The organism is Microbacterium hydrocarbonoxydans (genome assembly GCF_000956475.1).
In the GTDB taxonomy this organism is placed as follows: Bacteria; Actinomycetota; Actinomycetes; order Actinomycetales; family Microbacteriaceae; genus Microbacterium; species Microbacterium hydrocarbonoxydans_A.
The window spans coordinates 236,356-262,080 of record NZ_JYJB01000008.1; the positions used below are offsets into that span (position 1 = coordinate 236,356).

General features: G+C 68.9%; 22 protein-coding genes. 4 read left to right on the forward strand and 18 right to left on the reverse strand.

All coding sequences use genetic code 11. From position 1 onward, the window contains the following. Positions 1-59: 59 nt before the first annotated feature. From RS84_RS07835 to RS84_RS18640, 5 genes are all read right to left on the reverse strand, one after another. The gene (locus tag RS84_RS07835; protein WP_045257222.1) at positions 60-527 is read right to left on the reverse strand and encodes a MerR family transcriptional regulator; all 468 of its coding nucleotides are present in this window, start codon (positions 525-527) and stop codon (positions 60-62) included. A 9-nt stretch (positions 528-536) separates the two neighbouring features. Beyond that, positions 537-1,418 (reverse strand): SDR family NAD(P)-dependent oxidoreductase, encoded by an 882-nt coding sequence (locus RS84_RS07840; RefSeq protein ID WP_045257223.1) that lies wholly within the window; start codon positions 1,416-1,418, stop codon positions 537-539. Between the two features lie 48 nt (positions 1,419-1,466). Further along, complete coding sequence (locus RS84_RS07845) at positions 1,467-1,835, reverse strand: hypothetical protein (protein WP_045257224.1); 369 nt, start codon at positions 1,833-1,835, stop codon at positions 1,467-1,469. Continuing rightward, positions 1,832-2,002: a hypothetical protein gene (locus RS84_RS19305; protein WP_160298170.1), complete on the reverse strand. Its 171-nt coding sequence runs from the start codon at positions 2,000-2,002 to the stop codon at positions 1,832-1,834. Before RS84_RS19305 ends, RS84_RS07845 begins: the two co-directional genes overlap by 4 nt. A gap of 84 nt (positions 2,003-2,086) precedes the next feature. Next, positions 2,087-2,896, reverse strand: a complete 810-nt coding sequence (locus RS84_RS18640) for a type II CAAX endopeptidase family protein (RefSeq protein ID WP_052676276.1) — start codon at positions 2,894-2,896, stop codon at positions 2,087-2,089. A gap of 196 nt (positions 2,897-3,092) precedes the next feature. On the opposite strand from RS84_RS18640, the gene RS84_RS18645 reads away from it, so the two are divergent. Both RS84_RS18645 and RS84_RS07865 read left to right on the forward strand, forming a co-directional pair. Continuing rightward, on the forward strand, positions 3,093-3,515 hold the full coding sequence (locus RS84_RS18645) for a hypothetical protein (RefSeq protein WP_052676277.1): 423 nt from the start codon (positions 3,093-3,095) through the stop codon (positions 3,513-3,515). A 108-nt stretch (positions 3,516-3,623) separates the two neighbouring features. Next, positions 3,624-4,640, forward strand: coding sequence for a LacI family DNA-binding transcriptional regulator (locus tag RS84_RS07865; RefSeq protein ID WP_045257226.1), 1,017 nt, complete (start codon positions 3,624-3,626; stop codon positions 4,638-4,640). Positions 4,641-4,665: 25 nt separating this feature from the next. Here RS84_RS07865 and RS84_RS07870 read toward each other — a convergent pair whose 3' ends face one another. The 5 genes from RS84_RS07870 to RS84_RS07890 all read right to left on the reverse strand — a co-directional run bounded on the left by RS84_RS07870 (position 4,666) and on the right by RS84_RS07890 (position 10,998). Beyond that, on the reverse strand, positions 4,666-6,726 hold the full coding sequence (locus RS84_RS07870) for a beta-galactosidase (protein ID WP_045257227.1): 2,061 nt from the start codon (positions 6,724-6,726) through the stop codon (positions 4,666-4,668). A gap of 101 nt (positions 6,727-6,827) precedes the next feature. Beyond that, positions 6,828-8,174 (reverse strand): ABC transporter substrate-binding protein, encoded by a 1,347-nt coding sequence (locus RS84_RS07875; RefSeq protein WP_045257228.1) that lies wholly within the window; start codon positions 8,172-8,174, stop codon positions 6,828-6,830. Between the two features lie 65 nt (positions 8,175-8,239). Next, a complete protein-coding gene (locus RS84_RS07880) occupies positions 8,240-9,208 on the reverse strand; it encodes a carbohydrate ABC transporter permease (protein WP_045257229.1) in 969 nt (322 codons plus the stop codon). Beyond that, positions 9,205-10,125 (reverse strand): carbohydrate ABC transporter permease, encoded by a 921-nt coding sequence (locus RS84_RS07885; protein ID WP_045257230.1) that lies wholly within the window; start codon positions 10,123-10,125, stop codon positions 9,205-9,207. Before RS84_RS07885 ends, RS84_RS07880 begins: the two co-directional genes overlap by 4 nt. Before the next feature lie 231 nt (positions 10,126-10,356). Beyond that, entirely contained in the window at positions 10,357-10,998 is a 642-nt protein-coding gene (locus tag RS84_RS07890) for an MIP/aquaporin family protein (RefSeq protein ID WP_045257231.1), read from the reverse strand. Between the two features lie 278 nt (positions 10,999-11,276). Between RS84_RS07890 and RS84_RS07895 the strand changes: the two genes are divergently transcribed. Further along, positions 11,277-12,365: a LacI family DNA-binding transcriptional regulator gene (locus tag RS84_RS07895; protein WP_052676278.1), complete on the forward strand. Its 1,089-nt coding sequence runs from the start codon at positions 11,277-11,279 to the stop codon at positions 12,363-12,365. 96 nt (positions 12,366-12,461) lie between these two features. Further along, a complete protein-coding gene (locus RS84_RS07900) occupies positions 12,462-13,904 on the forward strand; it encodes an HNH endonuclease signature motif containing protein (RefSeq protein WP_045257232.1) in 1,443 nt (480 codons plus the stop codon). 14 nt (positions 13,905-13,918) lie between these two features. On the opposite strand, the gene RS84_RS19720 is transcribed toward RS84_RS07900, so the two are convergent. The 8 genes from RS84_RS19720 to RS84_RS07940 are packed head-to-tail and all read right to left on the reverse strand — an operon-like array spanning position 13,919 to position 25,678. Beyond that, a complete protein-coding gene (locus tag RS84_RS19720) occupies positions 13,919-17,707 on the reverse strand; it encodes a carbohydrate-binding protein (protein ID WP_045257233.1) in 3,789 nt (1,262 codons plus the stop codon). Between the two features lie 42 nt (positions 17,708-17,749). Further along, positions 17,750-19,285 carry a family 43 glycosylhydrolase gene (locus tag RS84_RS07910; RefSeq protein WP_045257234.1) on the reverse strand — a complete coding sequence of 512 codons (1,536 nt, stop codon included), beginning with the start codon at positions 19,283-19,285 and terminating at the stop codon, positions 17,750-17,752. After that, positions 19,285-20,286, reverse strand: a complete 1,002-nt coding sequence (locus tag RS84_RS07915) for a hydroxyacid dehydrogenase (protein ID WP_045257235.1) — start codon at positions 20,284-20,286, stop codon at positions 19,285-19,287. Before RS84_RS07915 ends, RS84_RS07910 begins: the two co-directional genes overlap by 1 nt. Continuing rightward, positions 20,283-21,176, reverse strand: a complete 894-nt coding sequence (locus tag RS84_RS07920; RefSeq protein ID WP_045257236.1) for a family 43 glycosylhydrolase — start codon at positions 21,174-21,176, stop codon at positions 20,283-20,285. The genes RS84_RS07915 and RS84_RS07920 overlap by 4 nt, the downstream gene beginning before the upstream one ends. Next, positions 21,173-23,179 (reverse strand): alpha-galactosidase, encoded by a 2,007-nt coding sequence (locus tag RS84_RS07925; protein WP_045257237.1) that lies wholly within the window; start codon positions 23,177-23,179, stop codon positions 21,173-21,175. The genes RS84_RS07920 and RS84_RS07925 overlap by 4 nt, the downstream gene beginning before the upstream one ends. After that, on the reverse strand, positions 23,176-23,865 hold the full coding sequence (locus RS84_RS07930; RefSeq protein WP_045257238.1) for a hypothetical protein: 690 nt from the start codon (positions 23,863-23,865) through the stop codon (positions 23,176-23,178). The genes RS84_RS07925 and RS84_RS07930 overlap by 4 nt, the downstream gene beginning before the upstream one ends. Beyond that, entirely contained in the window at positions 23,862-24,770 is a 909-nt protein-coding gene (locus RS84_RS07935) for a carbohydrate ABC transporter permease (protein WP_235281428.1), read from the reverse strand. Before RS84_RS07935 ends, RS84_RS07930 begins: the two co-directional genes overlap by 4 nt. Then, positions 24,767-25,678 (reverse strand): carbohydrate ABC transporter permease, encoded by a 912-nt coding sequence (locus RS84_RS07940; protein ID WP_045257239.1) that lies wholly within the window; start codon positions 25,676-25,678, stop codon positions 24,767-24,769. Before RS84_RS07940 ends, RS84_RS07935 begins: the two co-directional genes overlap by 4 nt. Between the last annotated feature and the right edge of the window lie 47 nt (positions 25,679-25,725).

A 25,725-nucleotide genomic window follows, 5' to 3' on the forward strand; every position in this document is an offset into this window, starting at 1 on the left:
ATGGCCGATTCCCGCATCGCCGACGGCGGCTCAGCGCGTGGAACCTCGCGGAACCGGCCTCACGGCGCCCCGCCGTACGAGCGGATCTTGTACTCCGTGGTCTCCAGGGCGAGCGTCAGTTCTCCGAGCTGCCGTGAGATGCGATCGCGCTGATCGAGCATCATCTGCCGACGCTCCGGCATCGTCTCGGCGCCGCCCTCGACCAGCCGCACATAGTGCCGCAGGTCGCTCATGGTCATGCCCGACACCCGCATCCGGATGAGGAAGACCAGTCGGCGCAGGTGGGCGGGCGAGTACTCGCGGTACCCCGAGGCATTGCGGTCGGGATGCGCGAGTCCTTCCCGCTCGTAGTATCTGAGCGTGTGCGAGGACTGGCCAAGCAGCTCTGCCGCCTCGGCGATTCCGAGGGCCGAGGACGTGTCCTCGACCGTCGAATCGTCGAGAAGCGTGTGCCGGGCGTCGACGGCCGAGGCGGATGATGCGCGGGGCTCGGCGAGCATCAGCTCGATCAGATCTGCGGTCGCCATTCCCACACCCTACTTCTGCCGGAACGCCCGGGCTGACGGGGCCTGACCCGGGAAGTCGGCGGATTCGCTGAGCTCAGCCCAACGCCGGATCTCGACGAGGCCGTGCTCGTGCGCGGCAGTCAGATTCTTCACCGCTTCAGCACCGAGGGCGAGCCGCAGCGGCGCATCGGGCTCTTGCAGGACTCGTCGGATGATCGCCGCCGCCCTGACGGGATCTCCCTCCTGACGACCGTCTGCACCCGCCATGTCGGCGCGCACCGCCGCGACGACCCCGTCGTAGGTGGCGTTCTGCGTGGCCCCGCGAAGCACGTCACCCGCATTGAACCGCGTGCGGAAGCGGCTCGGCTCGACGATCAGCACCCGGATGCCGAATGGCGCCACCTCACCCGCCAGCGCTTCCGACCACCCTTCCAGCGCGAACTTTCCCGCGGAATAGCTGCCGACTCCGGGGAACGACATGCGTCCGCCCTGGCTGCTCATCTGCACGATCGCGCCCGATCGCGCTTCGCGCATGCCGGGCAGCACGGCTCGCACGAAGGCGGCGGGACCGAACAGGTGCTGATCGAGCATGTCTCGCAGTTCCTCGCCGGTGACGTCTTCGGCGGCGCCCACCTGGCCCACCCCTGCGTTGTTGACCAGGACGTCCACGCCGCCGAACTCGGCGACCGCATGCGCCACCACCGCCGCCGCGCCTTCTGCGTCGCGCACGTCATGCGCGACCGCGGAGAAGCGGCCCGGATGGCGCGAAGCGAGATCGTCCATCCGCTCTGGCCGACGGCCGGTGCCGACGACCCGATCTCCCGCGTCGAGCGCGGCCTCCGCAAGCGCTCGTCCCAGGCCGGAGCCTGCCCCGGTGATGAGCCACGTCTTGTGTCGTTGTGCTGTGTCCATGTCGGCCACGCTAGGGATTGAAGCGCGCTCGAAGGCAAATGGGCGGACTCAGCTTCTTCGTGACTCCAGGAGCTTCGAGAGCGCGGCGGTGTATGCGTCGCCGCTCGCCCGTGCGGCCTCCCCGTCGCGGAGCACCACGATGAACAGCCCCTGATCTCCCGAGGAGATGCGTGCCGCCAGAAGAGCGCGTTCCCAGAGCAGCACGACCTCCAGCCCGCCGGCATATGCAGGCTCGGCCATCGCGCTGGTCGTGAGGAACCGGCGTCGCTCGGTCGCTCCGGCGAGCGCCGCCAGTCGCGCACGAACCTCCCTGAACGGCTGAGGAGAAGGGGCGTCCGGGGTGAACACCTCGGCGAAGACCCGCGCCGCCACCTGGTCGGCGCCGCTGGCGAGAAGGTTCGAGATGGGGTCGCTCACGGCGTCGTGCCCCGCCCCTCGAGTTGCGCGACCCGCCGTTCCAGCGCGGCGATGCGGTTGTACAGGTCGACCAGCGTGACGCCGTCGGCGACCACTCCGGGTCGAGTGCTGAAGCGGCGGACGAAGTCTTCACGGGATTCCCCCGGCAACTGGTCGAAGTACCCCATCGCGATCTCCAAGTCTGTGACGGCGGATTCAGCCTGCGTCGAACCACCGTAGCGGCTCCGCCACCGCATCCGACGCTCAAAGCGTCAACGGCCGTGCACGACCATCGCCCCGCCCCTGCGCATCAGCCACGCTGCGGCGGCGAGTGTGAGCACCCAGCCGATCATCTCGATGAGCAGGTGATCGGTGGCGTACGGAACGGACTGCAGCAGGAACACGCGGATGCTGTTGATGGCTCCGTGCGTCAGGACGGCGGGCCAGACGCTCCCCGAGCGCCAGCGGAGTGCGAGCAGCAGCGGGGCCCACGGCAGCATGCCCGCGAAATAGATGACGATGTCCCAGAATGGCCGGTCCCCGATGACGGCGAGGACCGGAAGGTGCCAGACGATCCAGACGAGACCGCTGACGAGCGCGAGCCGCCAGAAGCCCCACGACGCTGCACGGGTCGCCAACCAGCCCCGCCAGCCGAACTCCTCGCCGGTCGCGAAGACCGACTGCATGACGAACACGGGGATGATCCACACCGACGCGGCCAGGATGTCGTCGATGGGGTTCAGCGGCCAGATCCCGGATGCCACGGCGATCGCGGTCTGGATCGCGGCGATCGCGGCGATGAGGCCGACGCCGACGCCGATCCATTTCGGTGCACCCCGCCAGCTGGTCGCGAAGGTGTCGCGGAACGGGACCGGTTGTCGCACGAGCCACATGATGATCGCGGCGAGCAACGGGGTCAGCTGCAGGATCGGAGTGATCAGGTTGTAGAGATCCGCCGGCACCAGCCGGAAGACCATCGGCACCGAGAGGGCGAAGCACAGCGCGATCGCGATCGTGAAGAACCACGTGACGTCGACGCCGACTGATCGGCGTGGTGCACGGTGGGAGGGAAGGGCTGTCATCGTCGGCCTCTGTTCGTCGGCGCGGGGAGCGAGGAGCTCCTCGCACTCTAGGAAGAACGGACCGGTCGCCGGAATGCAGGAAACCCGACGTTCTTTGGCGGATATCCGGAACGGACGATGCTGTCGTGGCCCACTGTGCGTGAGGCTCGCGAGGCACTGCCCTCATGGGCACCGCACCCGGCATAGTCTCGAAGGTATGACCCCTGATCCGCGATACGCGGCCCTGCTCGGCGACTGGTCGGGCGACGAAGAGCTCTTCCCGACCGCATGGACGGCGGCGGGCAGCGCGCGCGGCGCGCTCACCGTCGAGCCGGGCCCCGACGGCATCCTGATCGACTATGTCGAGCTGCAGGACGCAGGCCACCTCCTCGCGCACGCGGTGATCGTCGGCACGGGCTTCTGGTGGTTCGACTCCTACGGCTTCGTTCCGGAGACTCCCGGTACTGCACTCTGGGAGGGCGACACCCTCGTGCTCGATCGCCGCTCGGCGCGCGGGCGGACCGTCATGCGGCTGCGCCGCGACGGCGAACAACTCGAGGTCGCGCTCGACACGGCGGTGCCGGCGGATGCCGACCCGGCCCCGCTCGTGCGAGGAACCTACGACCGCCAGGGAGCGTGACCTGGAGTCGGCATCCGCATGGCCGTCGCGTCGCCCCTCATCGTCGCCGGCGCGCTGCGCGGATAGGATCGGGGAGGGGTCGCCCCCGGCGGATGAAGGGATGGGCATGTGAGCGTCGCACCCTCCTCCCGAGACCGACCGGCCACCGTCTACGACGTGGCGGCTCTGGCCGGGGTCTCCGCACAGACGGTCTCGCGCTTCGTGAAGGGATTCGAAGGAATCCGCCCGGCGACGCGTGAACGCGTGCAGGCCGCCATCGAAGAACTCGGGTACCGCCCGAACCACGCCGCACGGCTGCTCAGGACCCAGAAGTCCAACCGCATCGGAGCCCTGGTGCACGACATGTTCGAACGAGGCCCCGGGGAACTGCTCCGTGGTGCAGCGATCGAAGCACGCCGATGGGGCTACTCGCTCAACGTCGTCGGCATCGACAGCCTCGATGAGCAGTCGATCGACGACGCATTCGACCAGTTCGAGGTGGAGCAGGTCGCCGGCATCCTCGTCGTGACCCTCACGGAGGAGCTGCGAGAGGTCGTCCGCCGGCGGTCGTCGAACATCCCGGTGCTGATCGACCCGGCGGATGCACCCGGTCCGACGCCGACCACCAGCGAGAGCGGCGGCCGGGAGGCCGCGCTGCACCTTCTCGCACTGGGCCACCGGCGCATCGGGCTCATCAGCGGCCCCGAGGGACGGCTACCGTCGAAGCAACGGCGCGACAGCTTCATCCAGGCCGTCGATGCCGCGGGTGCGGACGTCGTCGCCGAATGGCCCGGAGACTGGTCTCCCGAGGCCGGCGCCGCAGCAGCCGAGGCCTTCGATCCCTCCGCGGGCGTCACGGGCGTCTTCGCGGCGAACGACGCCATGGCGATCGGCTTCATCCACGGTCTGATCCGACGGGGAATCGAGGTGCCCGGCGCGGTCAGCGTCGTCGGCTTCGACGACATCCCGGTCGCCGCCTACCTCCAGCCTGAGCTCACGACCGTGCGCCCCATCGTGAACGATGAAGGCAAGACAGCGATCGACGCGCTCATCGCGCTGATCGAGGATCGGCCAGCGGCACCCATCGTGCACTCGGGCACCGAGCTCGTCGCCCGCTCCTCGACGGCGCCCGCCCCGGCCGGCTGAGACCGACCGGGGCGTGCATCGCCGCTCATCGGGCCGGGATCAGCGCGGCTGCCCTCTCGATGATCGCGACCCCCAGCGGCGGCAGCGAGAGCATCTCGTCCTCGGAGACCGGATGGATCGCCGTCCCCACGGCAAGCCCCTCCAGCTCCACGGTCGCCCCGGATCGGTTCCTCAGGAACACGATCTCGCTCTCGCCGTCGGTGCGCACGGCCAGCTCGACCTCGCCATGCAGGGCGGGTGGCAGCTCACTCTCGACGCCTGCCGCCTCGGCCGCACGCAGCACCTCCGCCGCGCGCCCGCGCCCGTCGAGATCGCATGACACGTACGAAGCGGATCCGTCGCCGGCGGCCCGGCTCGTGATCGCCGCGCGACCGGCGCGCTCCCCGCCGACGTACGCGGCGATGATCTGCACAGCAGGATCGGCCACCTCCACGCGCTCGGTCCAGACCTCGGCGTGCGCCCCGTTGTCGAGCGCGACCGAGTCGCCTTCCAGAAGCGGATGGATCTCCTCTACCCGGATGCCGAGCAGGTCGCGCAGCGGCCCGGGGTACCCGCCCAGCCACGCCCGGTCGTTCTCGTCGACGAGACCCGAGTTATGCGTCACGAGCAGGTGCCCGCCGCCGTCGACGAATCGTGCGAGCCTCTCCCCCAGAGCCTCGGGCATGACGTGCAGCGCCGGCGCGATCACGACCCGGCATCCATCGAACGGCTGTCCGACCGGCCGCACGTCGGCGCGGAGTCCGGCGTCGAGCACGGCTCGATACCAGCTCAGCACTTCGTCGCGGTACCGGAAGCGCGTCGTGTGGTGCGAGTCCTGCTCGCTCGCCCACCACGAGTCCCAGTCGAACAGGATCGCGATGTCCGCCGGCTTGCGCCGGGTGCCCGCGACCTGCTCGAGACCCGCGAGCGTCGACCCCAGCTGCACGACGTCGCGAAAGAGCTGCGAGTCGGGGCCGACGTGCGGAACCATCGCCGAATGGAACTTCTCGGTGCCGCTGCGCGACTGCCGCCATTGGAAGTAGCAGACGGCATCCGCTCCATGAGCGACGTGGGTGAGAGCATCCGCCGCCATCGCACCGTGCGGCTTCGCCAGGTTCACCGGCTGCCAGTTGACGGCGCTGGTCGAGTGCTCCATGAGGAACCACGGAGCACCCTCGGCCAGGTTGCCCGTGAGATTCGCCGAGAACGACAGCTCGTCACGCGAGCTCGGCTTGGCCGATGCATAGTGGTCGTTCGAGACGAAGTCGACCTCCGCCGCCCAGTCAGCGAAGTTCATCGCCGTGATGTCCTCCATCACCATGAAGTTCGTGGTGACCGGCACGTCGGGAGTGAACCGGCGGAGCACCTCGCGCTCCACCCGCAGGTGCTCTTTGAGAGCGTCGGACGAGAAGCGCTTGAAGTCGAGAGCCTGGCTCGGGTTGGCGGCGGCCGCGTTCTGCCGCGGTGTGATGATCTCGTCGAAGGTCGAATAGCGCTGCGACCAGAACGCCGTGCCCCAGGAGTCGTTGAGCGTCGCGATGTCGCCGTACTTCGTGATGAGCCAGGCGCGGAAGGCGCGGGTGGCGTCTTCGGAGTGGTCCCACGCGTTGTGACAGCCGAGCTCGTTGCTCACATGCCACGCCGCCAGGGCCGGGTGGTCGGCGTAGCGCTCGGCGAGGCGCTCCACCAGTGCGAGAGCATGCTCGCGGAACACCGGCGAGGTCGGGCGCCAGTGCTGACGTCCACCCGGGTGCAGGATCTCGCCGCGCTCGTTGACCGGGAGGATCTCGGGATGCGCGGTCGTCAGCCACGGCGGCGGCGAGGCCGTGGCCGTGGCGAGGTCGACGGCGATGCCGTTGGCATGCAGCAGGTCGAGCACCTCATCGAGCCACGCGAAGTCCCACTCGCTCGCCGTCGGCTGCAGCCGCGCCCACGAGAAGATCGCGACCGAGACGATGTCGACGTGGGCTTCTCGCATGAGCCGCACGTCGTCCTGCCAGACCTCGCGCGGCCACTGATCGGGGTTGTAGTCGGCGCCGAACGAGATGCGGCGACGGCCTTCTCCGCTTCGGGCGAGCCAGCGTGGGTGCGACGGTGATTCAGACAACGGGTTTCGTCCTCTCGGGGTGGAGTGCGGATGCTGTGGGCTTCCGCGCAATGGCGACGGGCAGGGGCCGCGGCTCGGCCGCCGCCCCTGCCCGTGGGTGTTCAGTCGGCGATGTCGAAGCCCTGCGCCTTGCCGTAGGTGATGAGGTTCTGCTGCCATGCCTCGAGCCCGGCGTTCAGGTCGCCGCGGTCGAGGTAGGCCTTGCCCACGGTGTCGGCGAACGTGGTGTTCGCGTACACCTGGAACGGCAGATACTGCCAGTCGGGGACGACCTCGCCGGATGCCGCGACCAGCACCTCATTGATCTTCTGACCGCCGAAGTACTCCGGCGCCTCGCTCAGGAACTCCTCATCCTCGAGCTGAGCGACGGTGGCCGGGAAGCCGCCGCTCTTGAGGAAGATCTCGATGCTCTCGTCGGAGCTGTTGAGCCAGCGGACGAACGCCGCCGCGAGCGCCGGGTTCTTGCTCTGCTTGAGCACCGCCTGCGAGCTGCCGCCGTTCTCACTGGTCGCCGGCGACCCGTCGTAGCTGGGCAGCGGAGCGACCCGCCACTGACCAGCCCCCTCCGGCACCGAACCCTCGAGGATGCCGGGCATCCACGCCCCGGTGATGAGCGTGGCGACCGTGCCGTTGCCGACGGCCTTGTACCAGTCGTCGCTCCAGGTGGGGATGTCGGAGAGCAGACCAGGCTCCAGCAGCTGGTTCCACATGTCGGCCCACTTCTTGGTGCCGGCATCCTGCAGGTCGATCGTGACCTTGGTTCCGTCGGTCTTGTACGGCTGACCGCCGGCCTGCCAGATCAGGGGCTGCGCGAACCCGGGGTCACCGGCGTCGTTGGTGATGTACTTGGATGGATCGGCCTGATGCAGCTTCTCCGCCGCGGCGATGTAGTCGTCCCAGGTGGTCGGAACGTCGAGCCCGTACTGGTCGAAGACCGTCTTGTTGTAGAACATCACCATGGGTCCTGAGTCCTGCGGCAGACCGTAGATGCCGTCGTTGATGCTGACGGCGCTCCAGGTCGACGCGGTGTATTCGTCCTCGAGCTCGTCGAGCCCGTACCCGTCGAGGTCGAGGAGCGAGTCCGACAGCGCGAACTGCTGCAGCGCGTAGTACTCGATCTGCGCGACGTCCGGGCCGCCGCTGCCCGCGCTGATCGCGTTCTGCAGCTTCGTGTACTCGTCGGTGGCCGTGCCGGCGTTGACCACCTTGACCGTGACGTTCGGGTACTCCTTCATGAACGCCTTGGCCTGGTCCTCGCCGGACGGGGTCCAGTTCCAGTACGTGATCTCGCCGCCCTTCTCGAGAGCGGCATCGAGATCGGATGCAGACCCCGTGCCGGCTCCGGTCGGACCGGACGTGCATGCGGCGAGGGAGCCGACGGCAAGGCCTGCGATGGCGAGAGCGCCGAAGGCGCGAACGGTGCTGCGGGTGCTTCTGAGGGGGGACATGTGCCTGCTTTCACTTCTTCGTGGTGGGTGGGTGTTCGGATGGACGGATGCTGCGCCGCACTGTGTCACTGCTTGACGCTTCCGGCGCTGAGGCCGGATTGCCAGAAGCGCTGCAGGAAGAGGAAGATCGCGACGATCGGGATGATCGTGATCAGCGATCCGGTGATCACGAGGTTGTAGATCGGCTCGGCGGCGACCCCCGATGCCTGGGCGCTCCACTGGTTCAGGCCGACGGTGAGCGGGTACCAGGCGGGGTCAGACAGCATGATCAGCGGCAGGAAGTAGTTGTTCCACGTCGCGACGATCGAGAACAGCGCGACGGTGACGATGCCGGGGGCGAGCAGGCGGATCGAGATCGTGAAGAACGTGCGCATCTCGCTCGCCCCGTCCAACCGCGCCGCCTCAAGCAGCTCCGTCGGCACCGAATCGATCGTATACACCCAGATCAGATACAGCCCGAAGGGACTGATCAGCGACGGGATGATGATCGCCCACGGCGTGTTCGTCAGCCCCATCTGGCTGAACAGCAGGAACGTCGGCACCGCCAGCGCCGTACCCGGCACCGCGACGGCGCCGAGCACCACCGCGAAGTACGCTCTGCGCCCCGGGAAGCTGTACTTGGCCAGGGCGTACCCGGCCATGGTGGCCAGCAGCGTCGCCCCGCCGGCGCCCACGACGACATAGAGCAGCGTGTTGCCGAGCCAGCGCACGAAGATCCCGTCGCGGTAGGCGAAGGTGGCGAGGATGTTATCCCACAGGGCGAAGCTGCTTCCGAACGCGAGGCCGAACGAGCTGAACAGGTCTTCCTGCGTCTTGGTCGCGTTGATCACGAGCCAGGCCAGCGGCACGAGCGCGTAGATCAGGAACAGCACCATCGCGATGGTGAGCGCGATCGACTTCTTCGAACGGTGCGCCGATGAGCCGCCGCGAGCGCGGGCTGCAGGGTTGACTGTGCGCAGCGCGCTCGTGCGCGCCTCGCTCGTGCGGGCTGCGGCGGTGTCGGTCTTGCGTTCGGCGGTGGTCAGCGTGGTCATCGGTCCTCCTGGCGGGTGCCGCGCAGCTGCACCACGTACGCGATCACCGCAGTGATCACGCCCATGATGATCGCGACGGTCGCGGCGTAGTTGTACTGCTGTCCGGCGAACGACAGGTTGTAGGCGTACATGTTGGGCGTGAAATACGACGTGATCACATTGCTAGCCAGGGGCTTCAGCACGTTCGGCTCGTTGAACAGCTGGAACGAGCCGATGATCGAGAAGATCGTCGCGATCACGATCGCTCCGCGCACGGCGGGCAGCTTGATCGCCTTGACCACCTGCCAGCCGCGCGCACCGTCGATCTCAGCCGCCTCGTACAGGTCGACCGGGATCGTCTTGAGCGCCGAGTAGAAGATCAGCATGTTGTAGCCGACGAACTCCCACGTCACGATGTTGCCGATCGACGCGAGGATCCACGAGCGGGAGAACGGCTGCAGGAACTCGGCGCCCAGCATCCGATTGATGTCGGCAGTGAGACCGAAGTTGCCTCCGTACATGAAGCCCCAGATCAGCACCGCGACGACAGCCGGCACCGCGTAGGGAAGGAAGATCACCATGCGGAACAGGCCGGAGGCGTACAGGCGGGCGCTGTCGATCGCGAGCGCCGCGATCAGGGCGAGGCCGAGCATGACCGGCACCTGGATCAGCAGGAACAGCACGACCCGGCCGAACCCCTCCCAGAACTGCGAGTCGCCGAGCGCTGTCGCGTAATTGTCGAGACCGACGAAGGCGTTTCCGCCGATCAGCCGATTCTGAAACAGACTCAAGTAGACGGCGTACGCGAGCGGGGCGATGAACACCACCACGAAGACCACCGCGAAGGGTGCTCCGAACTGCCATCCGATCCACTCCCGACGCGGTGCGCGCACACGGGCTGGAGGGATCAGGGACGGGCTGGGCGACGCTGCTCGCATGGGTGCTCCTCGTGATGTTATCGATATCATGTTGTCGATAACATCAGTGATTGTCAATACCTGAGACAGAATCCGGGCTCCTCGGCTCTTCAGCCGATCAGCCCGCCGTGTTCGGGTCGAGGGCCTCCACGATCAGCAGCAGCGGTGCCCCCGTCCCGAACGCGGCATGCAGCCCCGGACGCAGAGATGCCGCGCCCTCCGAGGAGGACGCGGCATCTCTGCAGCCGAGTCTCAGGCGCCGATCTTCTTGGCGTCGTCGGTGTTCAGCAGGCGGAACAGGAGGGCGGCCACGACGGCTCCGACGATGGGAGCGACGATGTAGAGCCACAGGTTCGCCCAGTCGAACTGACCGCTGATCGAGAGGCCGAGGGCCACAGCCGGGTTGAAGCCGCCACCCGAGATGCCGCCGACCGCGACCGCTCCGACGAAGACGGTGCCACCGATCGCGAGGCCATAGAAGGAGTTGCCGTCGGTGTCCTTCGAGGTGGCGGTGTTCAGAACCGCCCAGACGAGGGCGAGGGTGAACAGCGCCTCGACGAGGAAGGCGGGGCCGACCTCGATCTGCTTCGGCTCGCCTGCGGCCCACAGCGCCTTGCTGACGAGCGCGGCGACCGCGCCGCCGACGAACTGCGCCACGATGTACGCGACCAGGTCGACGGCACTCAGGCCGCCGCGCAGGAACACGCCGACTGACACCGCCGGGTTCAGGTGGGCGCCGGAGATGTGCCCGGTGCCATAGATCAGAACCGCGAGGGCGAGGCCGATCGCGAGCGGCGTCAGCGGAGAGTCCGCGTTGACCGCGCCGATGATGCTGAGAACGAAGAGGAATGTGGCGATCGCTTCAGCGAGCGCCTTGCGTGCTGTCCCGTTCATGAGAGTGCTTCTTTCTTGAGAATCGAATGCGGTGAGCACTTCGACCGCCCGCGCACTCCGGCCGACGCACCCTCCCTGGCGACACCGAGAGTAGCGCCCTGGTATACAGAACGACGGATGCCGCGCGGTGATCCTGTGAATCGCCTGAGTCCTCGTGATTCCGGATTCGAGCGGTTGCGCGCCCCCTCTCCCCTGCGAGTCGCGTCGATCCATCACCGATGTGCATCTAGTTGCGTCGGGACGGCGGGAAAGCGCGATCCGCGGGGTAGATTTCCCTTGTGACCACCAGGACCTCCGACGACACGCCGGCCCGCAGGAACACCACCCCGGGCCCCGAGCGCTCGGGCGGTGCCAACCTCGCGGACGTCGCGCGCCTCGCCGGGGTCTCCCGCGCCACGGCGTCCCGCGTGCTCGCCGGACGCGCGGCGGGCAAAGCAGCGAGCCACGCTCGCGTGCTGGCAGCGGCTCAGGAGCTGGGCTATGTGGTCAACGGACTCGCCCGGTCGATGATGGGGGTCGGACGCCGCAGCATCGCCTTCGTGTCGAGCATGATGGTCGGCCCCACCTTCGCCTCGATGGCAGGCGGTGCCGAAGACGTCGCGACGGCGAACGGGCACCTGTTCACGATGTGCACGACCGGCGGTGACATCGACCGGGAGGCCGCGCTGATCGAAGCCCTCACCGAGCAGCGGGTGGCCGCGGTCCTCCTCGTCGGAGCCACCCCGCCGACCGAGGAGTTCGAGCAGCGCGCCGAGCGATACGCGGAGACGCTCGGACGCGTCGGCGCTCAGCTGATCCTGTGCGGGCGCGCCGCGCTGCCGCACCTTCCCCAGATCGCATCGATCGACTACGACCATCGCGGCGGCGTCCGCAGCGCCGTCGAGCACCTCGCCGGGCTCGGCCATCGCCGCATCGCCTTCATCGGGTCGCTCGACGACACGACGACATCCAGCCAGCGATTCCTCGGCTATCAGGACGGGTTGGCGGATGCCGGCATCCCGCTCGACGAGGAGATGACGGTGCGCAGCGGCAACACCTCCGACGACGCGGCGACGGCGACACAGGCCTTCATCGCCACTCATCCCGACGCCACCGCGATCGTGTGCCAGACCGACATCATGGCGGTCGGCGTCTGCCGCGCCCTCCACGCGTCCGGCATCTCGATTCCCGGCGACGTGTCGGTCGTGGGCTTCGACGACATGCAGCTCGTCGCCGATCTCACCCCCTCGCTCACCACCGTGCGAGCGCCCTTCCACGACGTGGGCGAGCTCGCCGGCCGCATCGCGGTCGGCGAGGCCTACACGGGCCCGATCGTGCTGCCCAGCGAACTGGTCGTGCGGGGATCGTCCGGCCCGGTCAGGGCCTGAAGGCGCCCATCCGCGGCCTTCACCTGCCGAGAAGAGATCGATCTTTTCCCGTCTGATTCTCTTGTCGTATTCGAATCTTTGTTCTAGACTCGAATCATGGCAACCATCGACGACGAGTACCGGCAGCGGGCGGATCTGCTGGACGAATGGGTCGAGAATCAGCGTCAGATTGCGGTTCTCCAGGCCCGTTCCGCGAGTCTCCTCTCGCGTCGCATCGAGTTGCACGATGAAGACGTGAAGTTCGACGGATTCCACCGTGACATCTACTACCGCTCGATGGTCGCCGAGTACTCCGCCGCAGGGCGGATCGCGAACGGGACGATGGACAAGGCGTTCAGCGATGCGCACTTCCTCTCCGAGTACCCCCGGCTGTGGGATGCGTTCCGGCGGGGCTCCGTGACGGCCGCGCACGTGCACGAGATCATCGGCGCAGGATTCGTCGTCAGTGACGCGGTGACTGCGGGGACAGCGGATGCCGAGGTGCAGACGCTCTTCGAGGTCTCGGCCCTCGTGATCGCCGAACGGTGCACGCCTGCGGCCACGCGGGTCGAGCTGCGTTCGCTCGCCGCGGCCCTCACCGGCTCGACGGTCGCAGAGCAGCAGAAGCGGGCGAGAAGCGAACGAGCCGTGACGATCCGCTCGGTCGGCGACGGCCTCGCCCTGCTGCAGATCGTGCTGCCCGAGCACCTCGCGGTGGCGATCCTCGACAGGCTCACCCGCATCGCCCAGCAGGTCATCAAGACCCGCGCCGACCTCGACCCCGTGCTCGACCTCGACGTGCTCGACTCCGGGGAGAACCCGCTCCGTCCCGAAGACATCGACCCCCGCTATGACGACGGCACGGCCGCGTACGCAGACGGGGTGATCTTCGGGGAATCCGGCACGTTCACCACCGATCCGCTGATCGATCCGCTCGTCGACGACTCGTCACCGGATCTGGAGCATCCGCCGGTGGACGAGCGGGGCATCGACGAGCTGCGCGCCGACATCGTGACAGATCTGCTGCTGGGCAGCGACCCGACCGCGACCCGCGGAACGGCCCTCGACGGGATCGCCGCGCGGGTGCAGGTCACGATCGCCGCGACCACGCTCGCCGGCGAAGACGACCGGCTGGCCGAGCTCGACGGGCACGGCCCCCTGCTTCCCGATGACGTCCGCGCACTCGCCGGCCGCGCGTCGCTGTGGTCGCGCCTGTTCGTCGATTCGACCGGAATGCTCGTCGAGACCGACTCCTACACTCCGACCGAGGCCATGAAGCGGTTCCTGCACGCGCGGGACCAGCATTGCCGGTTCCCCGGATGCCGCATGCCCGTGCACCGCTGCCAGATCGATCACAATCACGACCACGCCAAGGGCGGCAGGACGCACCTCGACAACCTCAGCGTCTTCTGCACCAATCACCACGCGCTCAAGCATCCCGACATCGACGAGCGCCACCGGTGGACGGCGCGGCAGCTTCCTGGCGGAGACGTCCAGTGGACCAGTCCGCTCGGCCGCGCCTACGCCGACCCACCGCCGCGACGCGTGATGTTCGTCTGAGCGCGCTGCGATCGTCAGTACGCACCCAGGTCCTGCCAGGGGCCGTTCGCCGCACCAGGCTGCTGACCGCGGGCCCACCACCTCGCACGGTAGGTGTGTCCTCCGAACTCCACGACATCGCCGTTCCGGTAGACCCACGACTGTGTCCAGGTCCGCACGCCCTCGCCCGCCGCAGGCACCAGAGCACCCTGGGCCATCCACGATCCGGTGGTCGTGGATCCCGGCACCTGACCCTTGGTCCACCACTGGGCGACGTAGACCACACCACCGTACGAGACGCGATCTCCCGAGTCGTAAACCGTCGCGGCGTCCCAGACCGGCTGGGTGGCGCCGAACAGGACGAGCTCGGCGACGTTGAGGATCTGACCGTTCACGAGCCGGACGTACCGGAACGGCGTGTCATCCGTGACGGTCCACTGCTGCCACGCCAGGGTCTTCGCCGGAGCCGCCGGCGTCAGACGTGTCCACGTCGCCATGTCGTTCGAGCCCTCCAGTCGCATGTCGGCGATCCTCGACGTCCCGTACCCGTCCTGGCGCACGAGGAGCTCGGCGCCGGTGAGCGACGCGGTCGCGCGGGGTCCGAAGTCCCAGACATTGCCGTACAGGCCGGAGTTCAGCCGGGTGTCGGAATGGGTCGCCGCGTCCCCGTCGAACATCTTCGCGGTGTACTGCGTCCAGGCCGCATCGACGACGCCGTCGGGCCGCAGCACGGCGGCGCCTGCGAACGCGTCGTCGATACGACCGCGGTCCGTCGACACGACGAGGCCGGTGCCATCCGTGGTGGCGTAGATCGTGTCGGCCGCACGCCCATCCGGAGTCGTGAAGTCGGCCGTGAATGTGACCGCAGTTCCTCGTTCGAGGCCCGTCGGGACGGTCGCAGTGGCCACCCACTCCCCTGCGTGTGGAGACTCCACACGAGCATCCGCACCCAGAATGCGCACTGCGACGTCGGTGTTGCCCTCGGGTCCGGTCATCCGCAGCCGGACCTGGTCTCCATCGACGACCCGTCTGGCCTCGGCGTCGGACGACGACAGCGACACGGTCTGCATCGAGCCGACGGTCTCGCTGCGCACGCCGTCGATGCGCAGATCGGCGATGCTCCAGATGCCGGGGAACGCCGGATCCGACGGCACGCCGGGTTCGTCGACCTGCAGCTTCACGAACCGGAAGGCGAGATCCCGGACCTCGGGTCGCACATCGATCCATTCGAGAGAGGCGTCCTGCCCGACGTTGGGATGCGCCGTCAACAGCGTCCAGGTCACGCCGTCGTCGGAGCCGTAGGCGTTAGTGCCCTCCGCGCGATTGGCGAACGTGTCGCGCGCCTGGAAGCCGAAGCGGTGGGCGGAGACCCGGAAGCCGGCCCCGAAGTCGAACACGATGCTCGGAACCTTCTGATCTCCCCAGGTCGTCTGGTTGTCGCCGTCGACCAGCGCGCTCAGCTGCGCCGCCGTGAGCGGCGGGGCAGACACGAGCGTCCGGTAGTCGAGAGAGCCGTCGGCGAGTCTCGGGCTGAGCGGAACCAGGGCGGATGCTGCGCCGCTGAGTCCGTCGAGCAGGCGCGCGAAGGCCGCATCGTCCGCCGAGGAGCTCTGCTGCACCGCCTCCTCGCGCGCGGCCGTGTACGCGGCCCAGCTGCTGGAGGTGTACGTCTCGGCCGCGGCCACGCGGCCGTCGATCACGCCGATCGCAGCCGGGCGGTCCTCCGCCACCACGATCGACACCGGCAGCGCGGTCACCGCCGTGCCGTCCGACGCGGCGACCACGAACTCGGTCGACCCCGGCTCTTCCGGCGTCCACGACACGGTTCCTTCGTCGAGGACCGCCCCGGCGGGCGCGTTCTGCAGCGTCAGCGCGGGCGCCCCTCCTCCCGCGTCCGAGGCGGCGAAGGCCCGCGTCCACGTCTCGTCCGCGACGGCCACGAGGTCGAGCGCGGGCGCGTCGGCGAACACGGGCGGGGTGAGCACGCCGTTCGCCTGCGCGAGCACCGACGCGACGTCGACGTGCGAATCCGATCCGCCGGCGCGGAGGAAGACGATGTTGTCCCCGACGGCCGCGGGGACGCTCTCGAGGGCGATGTCGAGCCAGACGTAGCGCCATTCGCCGCCGGTGTCGGGAACGACGACCTCGGCGAACGGTTCCTCGCCGGAGGTGCGCGAGGCCTCCAGTCTCGCGGCGCCGTCGCTGCGCACCTTCACCCCGACCAGCGCGGTCTTGCCGCGGTCCGCCCAGACCGCGCGCCGCACCGCCAGTTGCCCCTCGGCGGCGGCATCGAGGCGGATGTAGCCGGTGCCGTCGGCATCCGCTCGTCGCTGCGCACCTCCGTCGAGCGGCCGTCCGAACGTGCTGACCGACAGCTCCGCGCTGCTGGCAAGAGGCGCCGCCGCGCCTGCCTCGTCGGCGAGCTCGGCCGGGAACGCGACCCAGTACTCCGCGCCGGTGTAGTCGGAGCCGCGGTCGTTCCAGAAGTTCTGCACACCGGTGCCGTAGTAGTAGAGCGGCCCGTCGCGCTGCTCGTACAGCTCGGCGACATACGGAGCCTCTGCGGCGACGTCGACGCCCGCGACATAGCGGTACTGCAGATACGCCTCGCTGAGCGGGTCCTGCAGCCGGCCGCGGTAGGCCTGCGAGATGGAGCCGCCCTCGGTCGCGGGGATGTACGGCACCTCTTCACCCATCATGAACGCGTCGAAGACGTCGGCCCCTTCGAGGATCCTGTTGTCGAGGAACGCGTACGGCGACACCGCGTCCGCGGCATCCGACACAGTGCCGTGCACCGGATCGATCCGCGTGCCCTGCGTGTCGACGATGCGCGCGAGGGCGACGAGCAGATCGACGTCTCCCTGTCCGTGCGCCTGGTCGCGGAGCATCTCCCTGTGCTGCACGAACGCCGCGCCGGTGGTGTTCCCCGGGGCGTCGGCGGTGACCTCGCGGAAGATCGAGGCGAGGGCGCCGTTGACGTCGCCCCCGTACAGGTCGTGCTCGCTCTCATACCCGGCGTTCACCGTGAACCACTCGACTCGCTCGGCGTACAACTCGGCGTCGTCGAGGAAGATCGCGGCCGAGATCATTCCGATCACCCCGTAGAGGTGCTGGTTCCAGAGCCGGTTCTTCGAGTACAGGAACGTGTCGAGGACCGGGTGGATCAGATTGTCCTCGATGCGCTGCTCGTCGTCCTCGGTCCACCGGAGGTCGTAGCCGTCGAGCTCGGCGCTCGCCGGCTCTGTGCTGCGCACGAGCTCTGCCGCGATCAGCATGTAGTAGAGCGGGACGCCGGTGTGGATGTGCGCGTCGGCGAAATAGGCGTACTTTGCCGGATCGAGGCTGCTCCAGGTGCGGAGCACATGCAGGGCGTTCGCCCGGTACTGCTCGTCGCCCGTGACGACGTACTCCAGGGCCTGCGTCATGGCGCCGATGCTGTCACGCAGCGCCATCGACCGCATGCCGACGCTGGCATAGGCGTCGTCCTTCGGGAGGTCGGTCCCCGGCTGCGCGTTCTCGGCACGGTAGTCCTTCGACGCGTACTTCGTCTGCGTCATCGCCGCGTAGTAGCTCTTCCACGGGTCGACGCCGGCGAGCACCTGCGTGCGCATGGTGTCGAGATGGTCGGCCGAGAACCCGATCCCCGGGTGGGTGAAGCCTGCGTCGCTGACCGTCTGCGTGATCGCCGGAGGCGCGGATGCCGGGACGGCGGATGTCGCGGCAGCGGGCACCTCGGCCGATGCCGGCGCCGGCACGAGGGCGCCGCTCATCACGACCGCTCCGATGGCGAGGGCGCCGAGCGCCCGTCGGACTGTGCGGATCATCGTCGATCTCTCTTTCAGTGTCGCGGGAGGTGTGTGTCGGTATCAGCCGCGTGATCGCAGCCGTGCCCGGTCGAAATCGGCCGCCCAGCCGCGGCCGTCGAGGTCGTCTGCACGCAGGCCGAGGAACATGCCGGTGAAGCGCAGCCGACCGCCGTGGTCGTCGGACAGAGTCCACGCCGGATACCCGCCGTCGATCCGCCGCACCACGCCGTCGGGGCCCGCCCAGCCGAAGGTCAGCTCCGGTCCGCGGAGCCAGGCGTGCAGCTCGAGCACGCCCTCGGGCACGGTCACCGCGTCGGAGCGCACGGTGCGCGCACCGTCGCGGGACACCACCCGCAGGTGCCTGCCGTGCTCCTCGTCCCAGGTGACCTGCAGCTGGATCCAGCCTGCGCGGTCGTACCAGGCGATGATGCCCGCGCTCTCCCTGGTCGACGTCGGCTCGGCATCGATCACCGCGGAGAAGTCGGTCTCGTGCTCCTCGACGCGGGTGAGGATCGTGGACTGATCGAAGACGGATGCGGTGGAGTGTCCGCCGCGCAGCCGCAGCCACCCCGGTCGCACCTGAGAAGACGCGCCGGACAGCGCGGCGCGGAGAGTCGACCACCGGCGCGTGTCGAGCTCGGGGCCGTCGAGGTCGTCCGTCCACGATCGCTCCTGCACGTCGCCGGCGCCGATGGCGGCGTGGTGCCCACCCTCGGCGAGACGGAGCCAGCCCTCGTCGTCGAACACGACCGGCTGCAGGCAGGTCTCGCGCCCGAGGGTGCTGTACCTCTCGCCGAGATGCAGTGTCGGCCGGCTCGCGAGGTGCACCAGCATCCATTCGCCCTGCGCCGTCTGCACGAGCTCGCCGTGGCCCGCCTTCTGCAGCGGAGCGCCCGGCGCGTCGCGACTCGTGAGCACGAAGGGCTGCGGGTCGCGCTCGTAGGGACCGAGAAGGTGGCGCGAGCGGGCCGCCGTGACCGCGTGATTCCACCCCGTGCCGCCGGCGGCGATCAGCAGGTGGTACCAGCCTCCGATGCGATACAGGTTCGGTCCCTCGACGAGAGTCGGTTCCTGGTGGATGAGAACGGCCGTGCCGGAGGTGCGCCGCTCGTCCGGCAGGTACTGCTCGAGCACCAGCCCTCCGAACGACGGATGCTCCGGCCTCTGATCCCACTGCACGCCGACGATCCAGTGCGTGCCGTCGTCGTCATGGAAGAACGAGAAGTCGAACCCGCGCGAGCCGAGGTGCACGGGCTCGCTCCAGGGCCCGTCGATGCTCTCGGACGTGACGAGGTAGTTGTCGATGTCCTTGTCATCGCCGTCCATGGTGCGCACAATCGAGTAGGCCAGCCAGAACCGGTCGTCGGCGAAGGTCAGGCTCGGCGCCCACACCCCGCCGGAGTCGGGCACGCCGCGCAGATCCAGCTCGAGGGCGTGCCCGCGGACCGTCCAGTCCACCAGGTTCGTCGAGTGGTGGATGCGCACTGCGGGGTGGAACTCGAACGTGCTCGTGGCGATGAAGTACTCCTCGCCGACGCGCAGGATCGACGGGTCGGGGTTGAACCCCCGAAGGATCGGGTTGCGAGGCGTCAGCATCACACGACTCCGGGCACGCGCTCGAATCCGATGAAGGCCTCGCCCGCGACGTACCGCCCGACCTCGTCGACGACGTCGCGTCCGAGGCGATGCAGCTCGTTGCCGGTCGCCCCCGCGATGTGCGGCGTGAGCGTCACATTCGGCAGGCTCCAGAGTTCGTCATCGGCGGGAAGCGGCTCGGGCTCGGTGACGTCGAGGATCGCGTCGATGCGCCCGTCCCGCACGTGCGGGCGCATCGCCTCGTGGTCGATGAGCGAACCGCGGGCGGTGTTGATGATCACGGCGCCGTCGCGCATGAGCGCGAACTCCCGACGGCCGATCATGTGATCGGTCTCCGCGGAGGCCGGCGCGTGCAGCGACACGATGTCGGAGGCGGCGAGCAGCTCGTCGAGCGCGACCTTCTGCGCCCCGAGCTCGTGCACCTCCTCTGCCGAGACGTAGGGGTCGTAGACCAGCACCCTCACGTCGGTCGGGATGAGCAGCTGCGCGACGCGGCGCCCGATGCGCGAGGCGCCGACGAGTCCGACCGTGCGGCCGAAGTTGCCGGTGTCGACGAGCTCGGCCTCCCGGTCGACGAACGCGCGCCCTCGTCGGTAGATCTGCTCCGCGTACCTCGCCCGTTTGCCGGCGAGCACGATGGTCGCCACTGTGTACTCGGCGACTGCCTGCGCATTGCCTTCGCCGGCGTTCGTGAACACGATGCCGCGGCGCACGGCCTCGACGGTGTCGAGCACGGCGCCCGCGGCACCGCCCGCGAAGACGACCGCGGCGAGCCGTGGCATCCGCTCCAGCACCGCGGCGTCGACCTGCGGGCAGCCCCAGCCGGCGAGCAGGATCTCGGCGTCGGCGAGCAGTGTGCGCGCGTGATCGCTGTCGAACTCCGTGAGCACGTCTCCCTGGACGTCGACGAGAGAGGCGAGCCTGGCGCGATGAGGGCCGAAGAGGTTGTCGGCCAGCGCCGGCGGGTTCATGGCGATGACGGCGCGAGGTCGGGGGGTCATCGCGTCATCTCCTGGATGCTCCACTCGTCGCGCCAGTCCAGCCGCGCCGCGCCGTCGCCGATGTGCAGCGGAAGCCACACGGGAGCGGACGACGCCAGGTCGTCGCGCAGCCAGCGGTCGCCGATGTACACGTGCCCATCGCCGACCGGCACAACGACGCTCACCTGCGAGTCGAAGGTGCGGCTTCCCGGCGGCGCGAAGTCCGACCATTCCGACCACGGCCCTTCGAGGGCGGATGCCGTGGCGTACTTGTTGTCGTTGAGGTCCCACCCGGTGAGGTCGGAGCCGAAGAGGTAATAGGTGCCGTCGTGCCGGACCAGCGTGGGCGATTCGTAGCCGATCTCCGGCCGATCCTGCTGGCGCAGCGTCGCGACGATGCTCTCGACCCCGCAGTGGTCCGCGCGCAGCCGATAGATGTGCAGACCGTGATCCCGGTCTTCGGAGAGGAGGTAGCCCACGCCGTCCTCCTGGTAGACGCCGATGTCGCGGCTCAGGTTGCCCAGCGGCCGCTCGCTGCCGAGGTACTCGTACGGCCCCTCCGGCCGATCGGCGATGGCGAAGCCGACTCGGGCGTCGGAGTAGTCCGCGCTCTCGATGTGCAGCAGGAGCACCCAGCGCCCGTCGGGTCGCTGCAGCGCCTTCGGGCGCTCGACGATGCGGTCCGGAGCGAGGTCGCCCTCCCCCGCCGAGATGGCGGCGCCGCGGAACTCCCAGTTCGCGAGATCCGGCGAGCGGTAGCAGGCGACGGCCGTGAAGCGATCACCCGCGGTCTTGTCCTCTCCCCACGCGTACCAGTGCTCGCCGACGCGCTGGATGCCGATGCCGTGCAGCTGCGCGACCGCACCTCGATCGTCGACGAACAGCTCGCCGGGGCGGATCGTGGCGGTCACGACGCGACCTCCGCGACGCGCAGCACACGGGCGCTGACACCCTCGCCCGATCGGATGCGGATGCCGTCGCCCTCCTGCTCGACCGTCCATCCCGTCGCCCCCGCGGGGAAGATCTCCTCAGCGGTGCGCACGCCCGGGATCAGGAACGAGCCCGGTGAGCCGCTCCGGCTCCACACGAACAGGAGCGCCTCCTCGTGCCCGCGCAGGCCGAGGCAGACGACATCGTCGTCCCAGCCGGGCAGCCCGAGCGGCCAGAACGGGACCGACTCGGCGAGCCCCGTGCGCAGCCGCTTGTGCAGTGCGACGGCTTCGCGCACGAGGTCGCGCTGCGTGTCACGCAGGGAGTCGAGGAAGCCCGACAGATACAGCCGTCCGCTCAGGCCCGTCACGAGCGTGAACGCCGTCTCGGCATCCGTCATCGCCGCAGCGGGGTAGGCCCAGTTGCCGGCCTGCTCGGGCAGGATCGACGCCGGAGCCGAAGCGGCGATCGGCGGGTAGCGCAGGAAGTCCTGCTGGTCGCTCGTCGACTGCAGGTGGGTGCGCGACAGCAGCGCGTAGTCGGCGCGCATCGCACCGGACGAGCAGTTCTCGATGAGGAGATCCGGATGCCGGCGCTGCACCTCGTCGAGCCATTCCCCGAACGCGCGCACGTGACCGAGCAGTCCGTCGCCGGCGGCCGTGGCCCGATGCTCCGTGCCCGCACCGGGATTGATGTTGTAGTCGAGCTTCAGGAACCGGACGCCGAGTTCGCCCACGATCCGATCGACCGTCTCGTCGAGGTGGGCACGAGCGGCGGGATGGCGGAAGTCCAGGTGATAGCGGTCGTGCTCGCGCACCCGCTCGCCGAAGCGCTGGAAGAACGCCTCCTCCGGCAGGGTCTCCGCCGCCGCGCTGCGCACGCCGACCACCTCGGGTTCGAGCCAGAGACCCGACCGCATGCCCGCGGCGTGTATCTCGCCGATGATCCCGGACAGGCCCTCCTCGTCGAACCGGCTCGGCGCCTCCCGCCACTCGCCGACCGTGTCCCACCAGTCGCCGATGGCCGGGTCGGCGAACCAGCCGGCATCGATGCAGAACACCTCGACGCCGTCTTCGGCGGCCGCCCGGATCAACGGACGCAGCGCCTCGGACGACGGCTGCCCCATCAGCGTGTTCATGAAGTCGTTGTAGACGATCGGCAGGTCCGGTCCGTCGACGCGCCGGATCGCCCTGCGGTGCGCGGTGAGCGCCACGATCGCCTGCTCGAAACCGGCGGCGGCCGTGATCGCCACGGGCACCGTGGTGAACTCCTGCTCCGCGGCGAGCGCGTGCGCGAAGTGGTGCTCGAGATCGGCGGGGCCGAGCAGCGACACGGCGAGACCGTCGAGCCCCTGGCTGATGTCGACGTGCCAGGCGGCGCCGCTCTCGATCTGCCAGGCGAGCGTCGATCCGTCGCGATGCACGAGAGCTCCGACCGGCAGGTGCTCGCCTGTCGGCCAGGCGCCGTGGCTCGTGATCGTCGCGTGCCCTCGGCCGTCCTGCTCGTGCAGCGCAAGCGAGAGCTGCGGCAGGACGTCGGCGAGCGGATGCCGGTGCCAGCGGTTCTCGGCGAGCCACTCGCTGCGTGCCGACACCAGTTCGTAGTCGGCGCCGGCTTCGGGGCCCGCCCCCAGCCCGACGGTGGCCGAGGTCACGGCGGTGACGACGACCCGCTCCGCGCCGGTCGCCCGAAGCGTGTGCTGCACGCGCAGGGCGCCGCCGGAGACGACCAGGCTGCTGGTGACCTCGAGCCCGGTCTCCGGATCGCGCTGCACCAGAGTCACGGCGCCGGTGGCACCGGCATCCGCGTCGATGACGCGCAGCCGAGAGCCGACCGCTGAGCGGACATAGGCCTGGCTGGTGCGCGCGCGCTGCTCACGGGCGGTGAAGATCTCGACGAGCGGGATCTGTCGGCCGCCGTCGACCGCGAGTGCGGCTGGCGTGTCATCGCCCCAGCTGAGGGTGAAGCCGCAGAGCTCGATCATGCGCCCACCCGCTCACGGGCCGACGCGAAGCCGAGGCTGCGGTTGCAGATGTCGGCGGCCACGGCGGCGAGCGCCGGCGCCGAGAGCCATGCCACCGCACCGATCACGGGCAGGGTCGTCGCCAGGATCGCCAGCAGGGCGAGCAGCAGCCAGGCGAGGGCGAGGTGCGGGCGCAGCATGACGATGCGCACGGCGGCGATGAGGAGAGCACCGGCGCGCAGCGGGGAGTCGAGGAACGACGTCGCGATCACGACCGCCGACACCAGCGCTGCGATCGCCGTGGCGCCGAGCAGCACCGCGCCATCGGCGCCGAGAAGAGCGACGTCGTAGCCGAGCACGAGGGCGGCTGCGCTCGGCAGCAGTGCGGTCGCTCGCCGTGTGCGCACGGCATCCGCGAACCCGCGCCAGAAGGCGCCTGCGGCGCGGTCGCCGCGCAGCAGAGGGGCGGCGGCGGTGACGAGCGCCTGCAGCGCAGGCGCCGCGGTCGACAGCGATGCCGCGCCGAGCCACAGGGCGAGGTGCGTGCTCTGCCAGCCGACGAGGGCCTGGAAGGCGAGAGCGGGCGTCAGGCAGGCGATGAACGACAGCGAGACGAGGAAGAATTGGAACGCGCCGAGCAGCAGCGTCGCGATCACGCCGTCGTAGCCGAGCAGGCGTCCGAGCCGGGAGGGTGCCGAGATGCTCATCCCTTCACCGCCCCGACCGACATGCCCTTGATGAAGTAGCGCTGGAAGCCCGCGAAGATCGCCACCGAGGGGATGATCGCCAGGATCGCTCCGGTGTAGATCAGCTGCCATTGCGAGGTGAGCAGGCCCACCATGCGGTTGATCGCCACGTTGATCGTGCCTGCCGACGACGAGTCGAGGAACACGAGCGGGATGAAGAAGTCGTTCCAGAGTCCGAGCGACTGGATGATCACGAAGGCGCTCGTGACGGGCAGCAGCATCGGGAAGACGATGAGCCAGAAGGTGCGAAGCCGGCCTGCGCCGTCGACGTGCGCGGCCTCCTCCACCTCGATGGGGATGCCCTTGATGAAGCTGCAGTACAGCAGGATGCCGAAGCTCGCAGCCCCACCCAGATGCACGAGGATCACCGAGAGCAGCGTGCTGTACAGGCCGACGTCGTCGAAGCCCTTTACCAGCGGGATCATGCGCACCTGGAACGGGATCATGAGTCCGGCGATGAACAGCACGTACAGGAAGCGCGACGTGCGCCCGCCGACCCGTTCGATGCCGTATGCGGCCATCGGCACGATGAGCACGAGCATCACGACGGTGCCGACCGTGATGATCAGAGTGTTCAGCACGGCCTCGGGGAACGCCGTCTGCTGGAACAGCGCGACGTAGTTGTCGAACGTGAACGTGGTCGGCAGACCCATCGGGTCCTTCGTGATCTCGGCGTACGAGCGGAACGAGTTCAGCAGCGCATAGATCACGGGACTCGCGACGATCACCACGAGGACGGCGAGGACCCCCATCACCACGATCTCGCCGATCGTCCACTTCTTCTTCTCGCGCGGTGCGCGCGGCGAACGCGAGGGCTTCCCCGTGTTCTCGGCGGCCATCACGACCTGGGCCATCGTCTCGGTCATGCCTGGATCTCCCTCTTGCGCATGTAGGCGTTCGCGGCAACGGTGCTCACGATCACGACGATGAACAGCACGACCGCGGCGGCCGAGCCGAATCCGGCGCGGTACTCGCCGAAGCCGACCTTGTAGATGAAGAACGCCATGGTCTCGCTCACGAAGCCGGGGCCGCCGGAGGTCAGCACCAGGACCTGGTCGAAGATGACCCAGCCGGCGATCATCGCCAGCGTCATGTTGACCGTCACGGCGCCCGCGATCATGGGCCAGGTGACGTTCCAGAACACCTGGGCGCTGCTCGCACCGTCGATGCGGGCGGCCTCGATCAGCTCCTGCGGAACCGACTGCAGGTTGGCGAGGTAGATCAGCGTGGTGTTGCCGCCGAGCGTGAAGCACGTGATGAACAGGATGACCCACAGCACGATGCTGCTGTCGCCCAGCCAGTCTCTGGCCCACTCGGGCAGGCCCATGTCGCGCAGCACGGTGTTGACCGAGCCGAAGTTGTAGTTGAGCAGGTACTTCCAGATCGTCGCCATGATGAACGCGCTGACCAGCGCCGGCAGGTAGACGGCCGTGCGGAACAGGCCCTGCGCGTGGTTCAGCCGGTCGAGCATGAGAGCGACGACGAGGGAGATCACGTTCACGATGAGCGCCGACCCCAGGCCCAGGATCAGGGTGTTGCGCACGGCGTTCCAGAAGCGACCGCTGGCGACGATGTCCTGATAGTTCTGCACGCCGACGTAGTCGTAGCCGGCGCTGATGCCGTCCCAGTTCGTCAGGCTCAGCTGCAGCGTCTGCACCGAGGGCACGATGACCATCAGCAGGTAGATGACCAGGGCCGGCGCGACGAAGCCCAGCATCGCGAGGCGCCCTCGCCCGTATCTCGGTCGCCGGCGGATTGCTGCGGATGTGCTCATGATCTGTTTCCTTCGGGGTCGGATACCGGGGCGGGGTCGGGGGCGCG

Excerpts from the sequence above, each read along its gene's own strand:
- RS84_RS18645 (WP_052676277.1), top strand. The coding sequence starts at position 3,093 with ATGACCCCTGATCCGCGATACGCGGCCCTGCTCGGCGACTGGTCGGGC.
- RS84_RS07935 (WP_235281428.1), bottom strand. The coding sequence starts at position 24,770 with ATGACCGAGACGATGGCCCAGGTCGTGATGGCCGCCGAGAACACGGGG.
- RS84_RS07900 (WP_045257232.1), top strand. The coding sequence starts at position 12,462 with ATGGCAACCATCGACGACGAGTACCGGCAGCGGGCGGATCTGCTGGAC.
- RS84_RS07875 (WP_045257228.1), bottom strand. The coding sequence starts at position 8,174 with ATGTCCCCCCTCAGAAGCACCCGCAGCACCGTTCGCGCCTTCGGCGCT.
- RS84_RS07915 (WP_045257235.1), bottom strand. The coding sequence starts at position 20,286 with ATGACCCCCCGACCTCGCGCCGTCATCGCCATGAACCCGCCGGCGCTG.
- RS84_RS07880 (WP_045257229.1), bottom strand. The coding sequence starts at position 9,208 with ATGACCACGCTGACCACCGCCGAACGCAAGACCGACACCGCCGCAGCC.
- RS84_RS07885 (WP_045257230.1), bottom strand. The coding sequence starts at position 10,125 with ATGCGAGCAGCGTCGCCCAGCCCGTCCCTGATCCCTCCAGCCCGTGTG.
- RS84_RS07910 (WP_045257234.1), bottom strand. The coding sequence starts at position 19,285 with ATGCTGACGCCTCGCAACCCGATCCTTCGGGGGTTCAACCCCGACCCG.
- RS84_RS07840 (WP_045257223.1), bottom strand. The coding sequence starts at position 1,418 with ATGGACACAGCACAACGACACAAGACGTGGCTCATCACCGGGGCAGGC.
- RS84_RS07925 (WP_045257237.1), bottom strand. The coding sequence starts at position 23,179 with ATGATCGAGCTCTGCGGCTTCACCCTCAGCTGGGGCGATGACACGCCA.
- RS84_RS07940 (WP_045257239.1), bottom strand. The coding sequence starts at position 25,678 with ATGAGCACATCCGCAGCAATCCGCCGGCGACCGAGATACGGGCGAGGG.
- RS84_RS07835 (WP_045257222.1), bottom strand. The coding sequence starts at position 527 with ATGGCGACCGCAGATCTGATCGAGCTGATGCTCGCCGAGCCCCGCGCA.
- RS84_RS19720 (WP_045257233.1), bottom strand. The coding sequence starts at position 17,707 with ATGATCCGCACAGTCCGACGGGCGCTCGGCGCCCTCGCCATCGGAGCG.
- RS84_RS07890 (WP_045257231.1), bottom strand. The coding sequence starts at position 10,998 with ATGAACGGGACAGCACGCAAGGCGCTCGCTGAAGCGATCGCCACATTC.
- RS84_RS19305 (WP_160298170.1), bottom strand. The coding sequence starts at position 2,002 with ATGGGGTACTTCGACCAGTTGCCGGGGGAATCCCGTGAAGACTTCGTC.
- RS84_RS07930 (WP_045257238.1), bottom strand. The coding sequence starts at position 23,865 with ATGAGCATCTCGGCACCCTCCCGGCTCGGACGCCTGCTCGGCTACGAC.
- RS84_RS18640 (WP_052676276.1), bottom strand. The coding sequence starts at position 2,896 with ATGACAGCCCTTCCCTCCCACCGTGCACCACGCCGATCAGTCGGCGTC.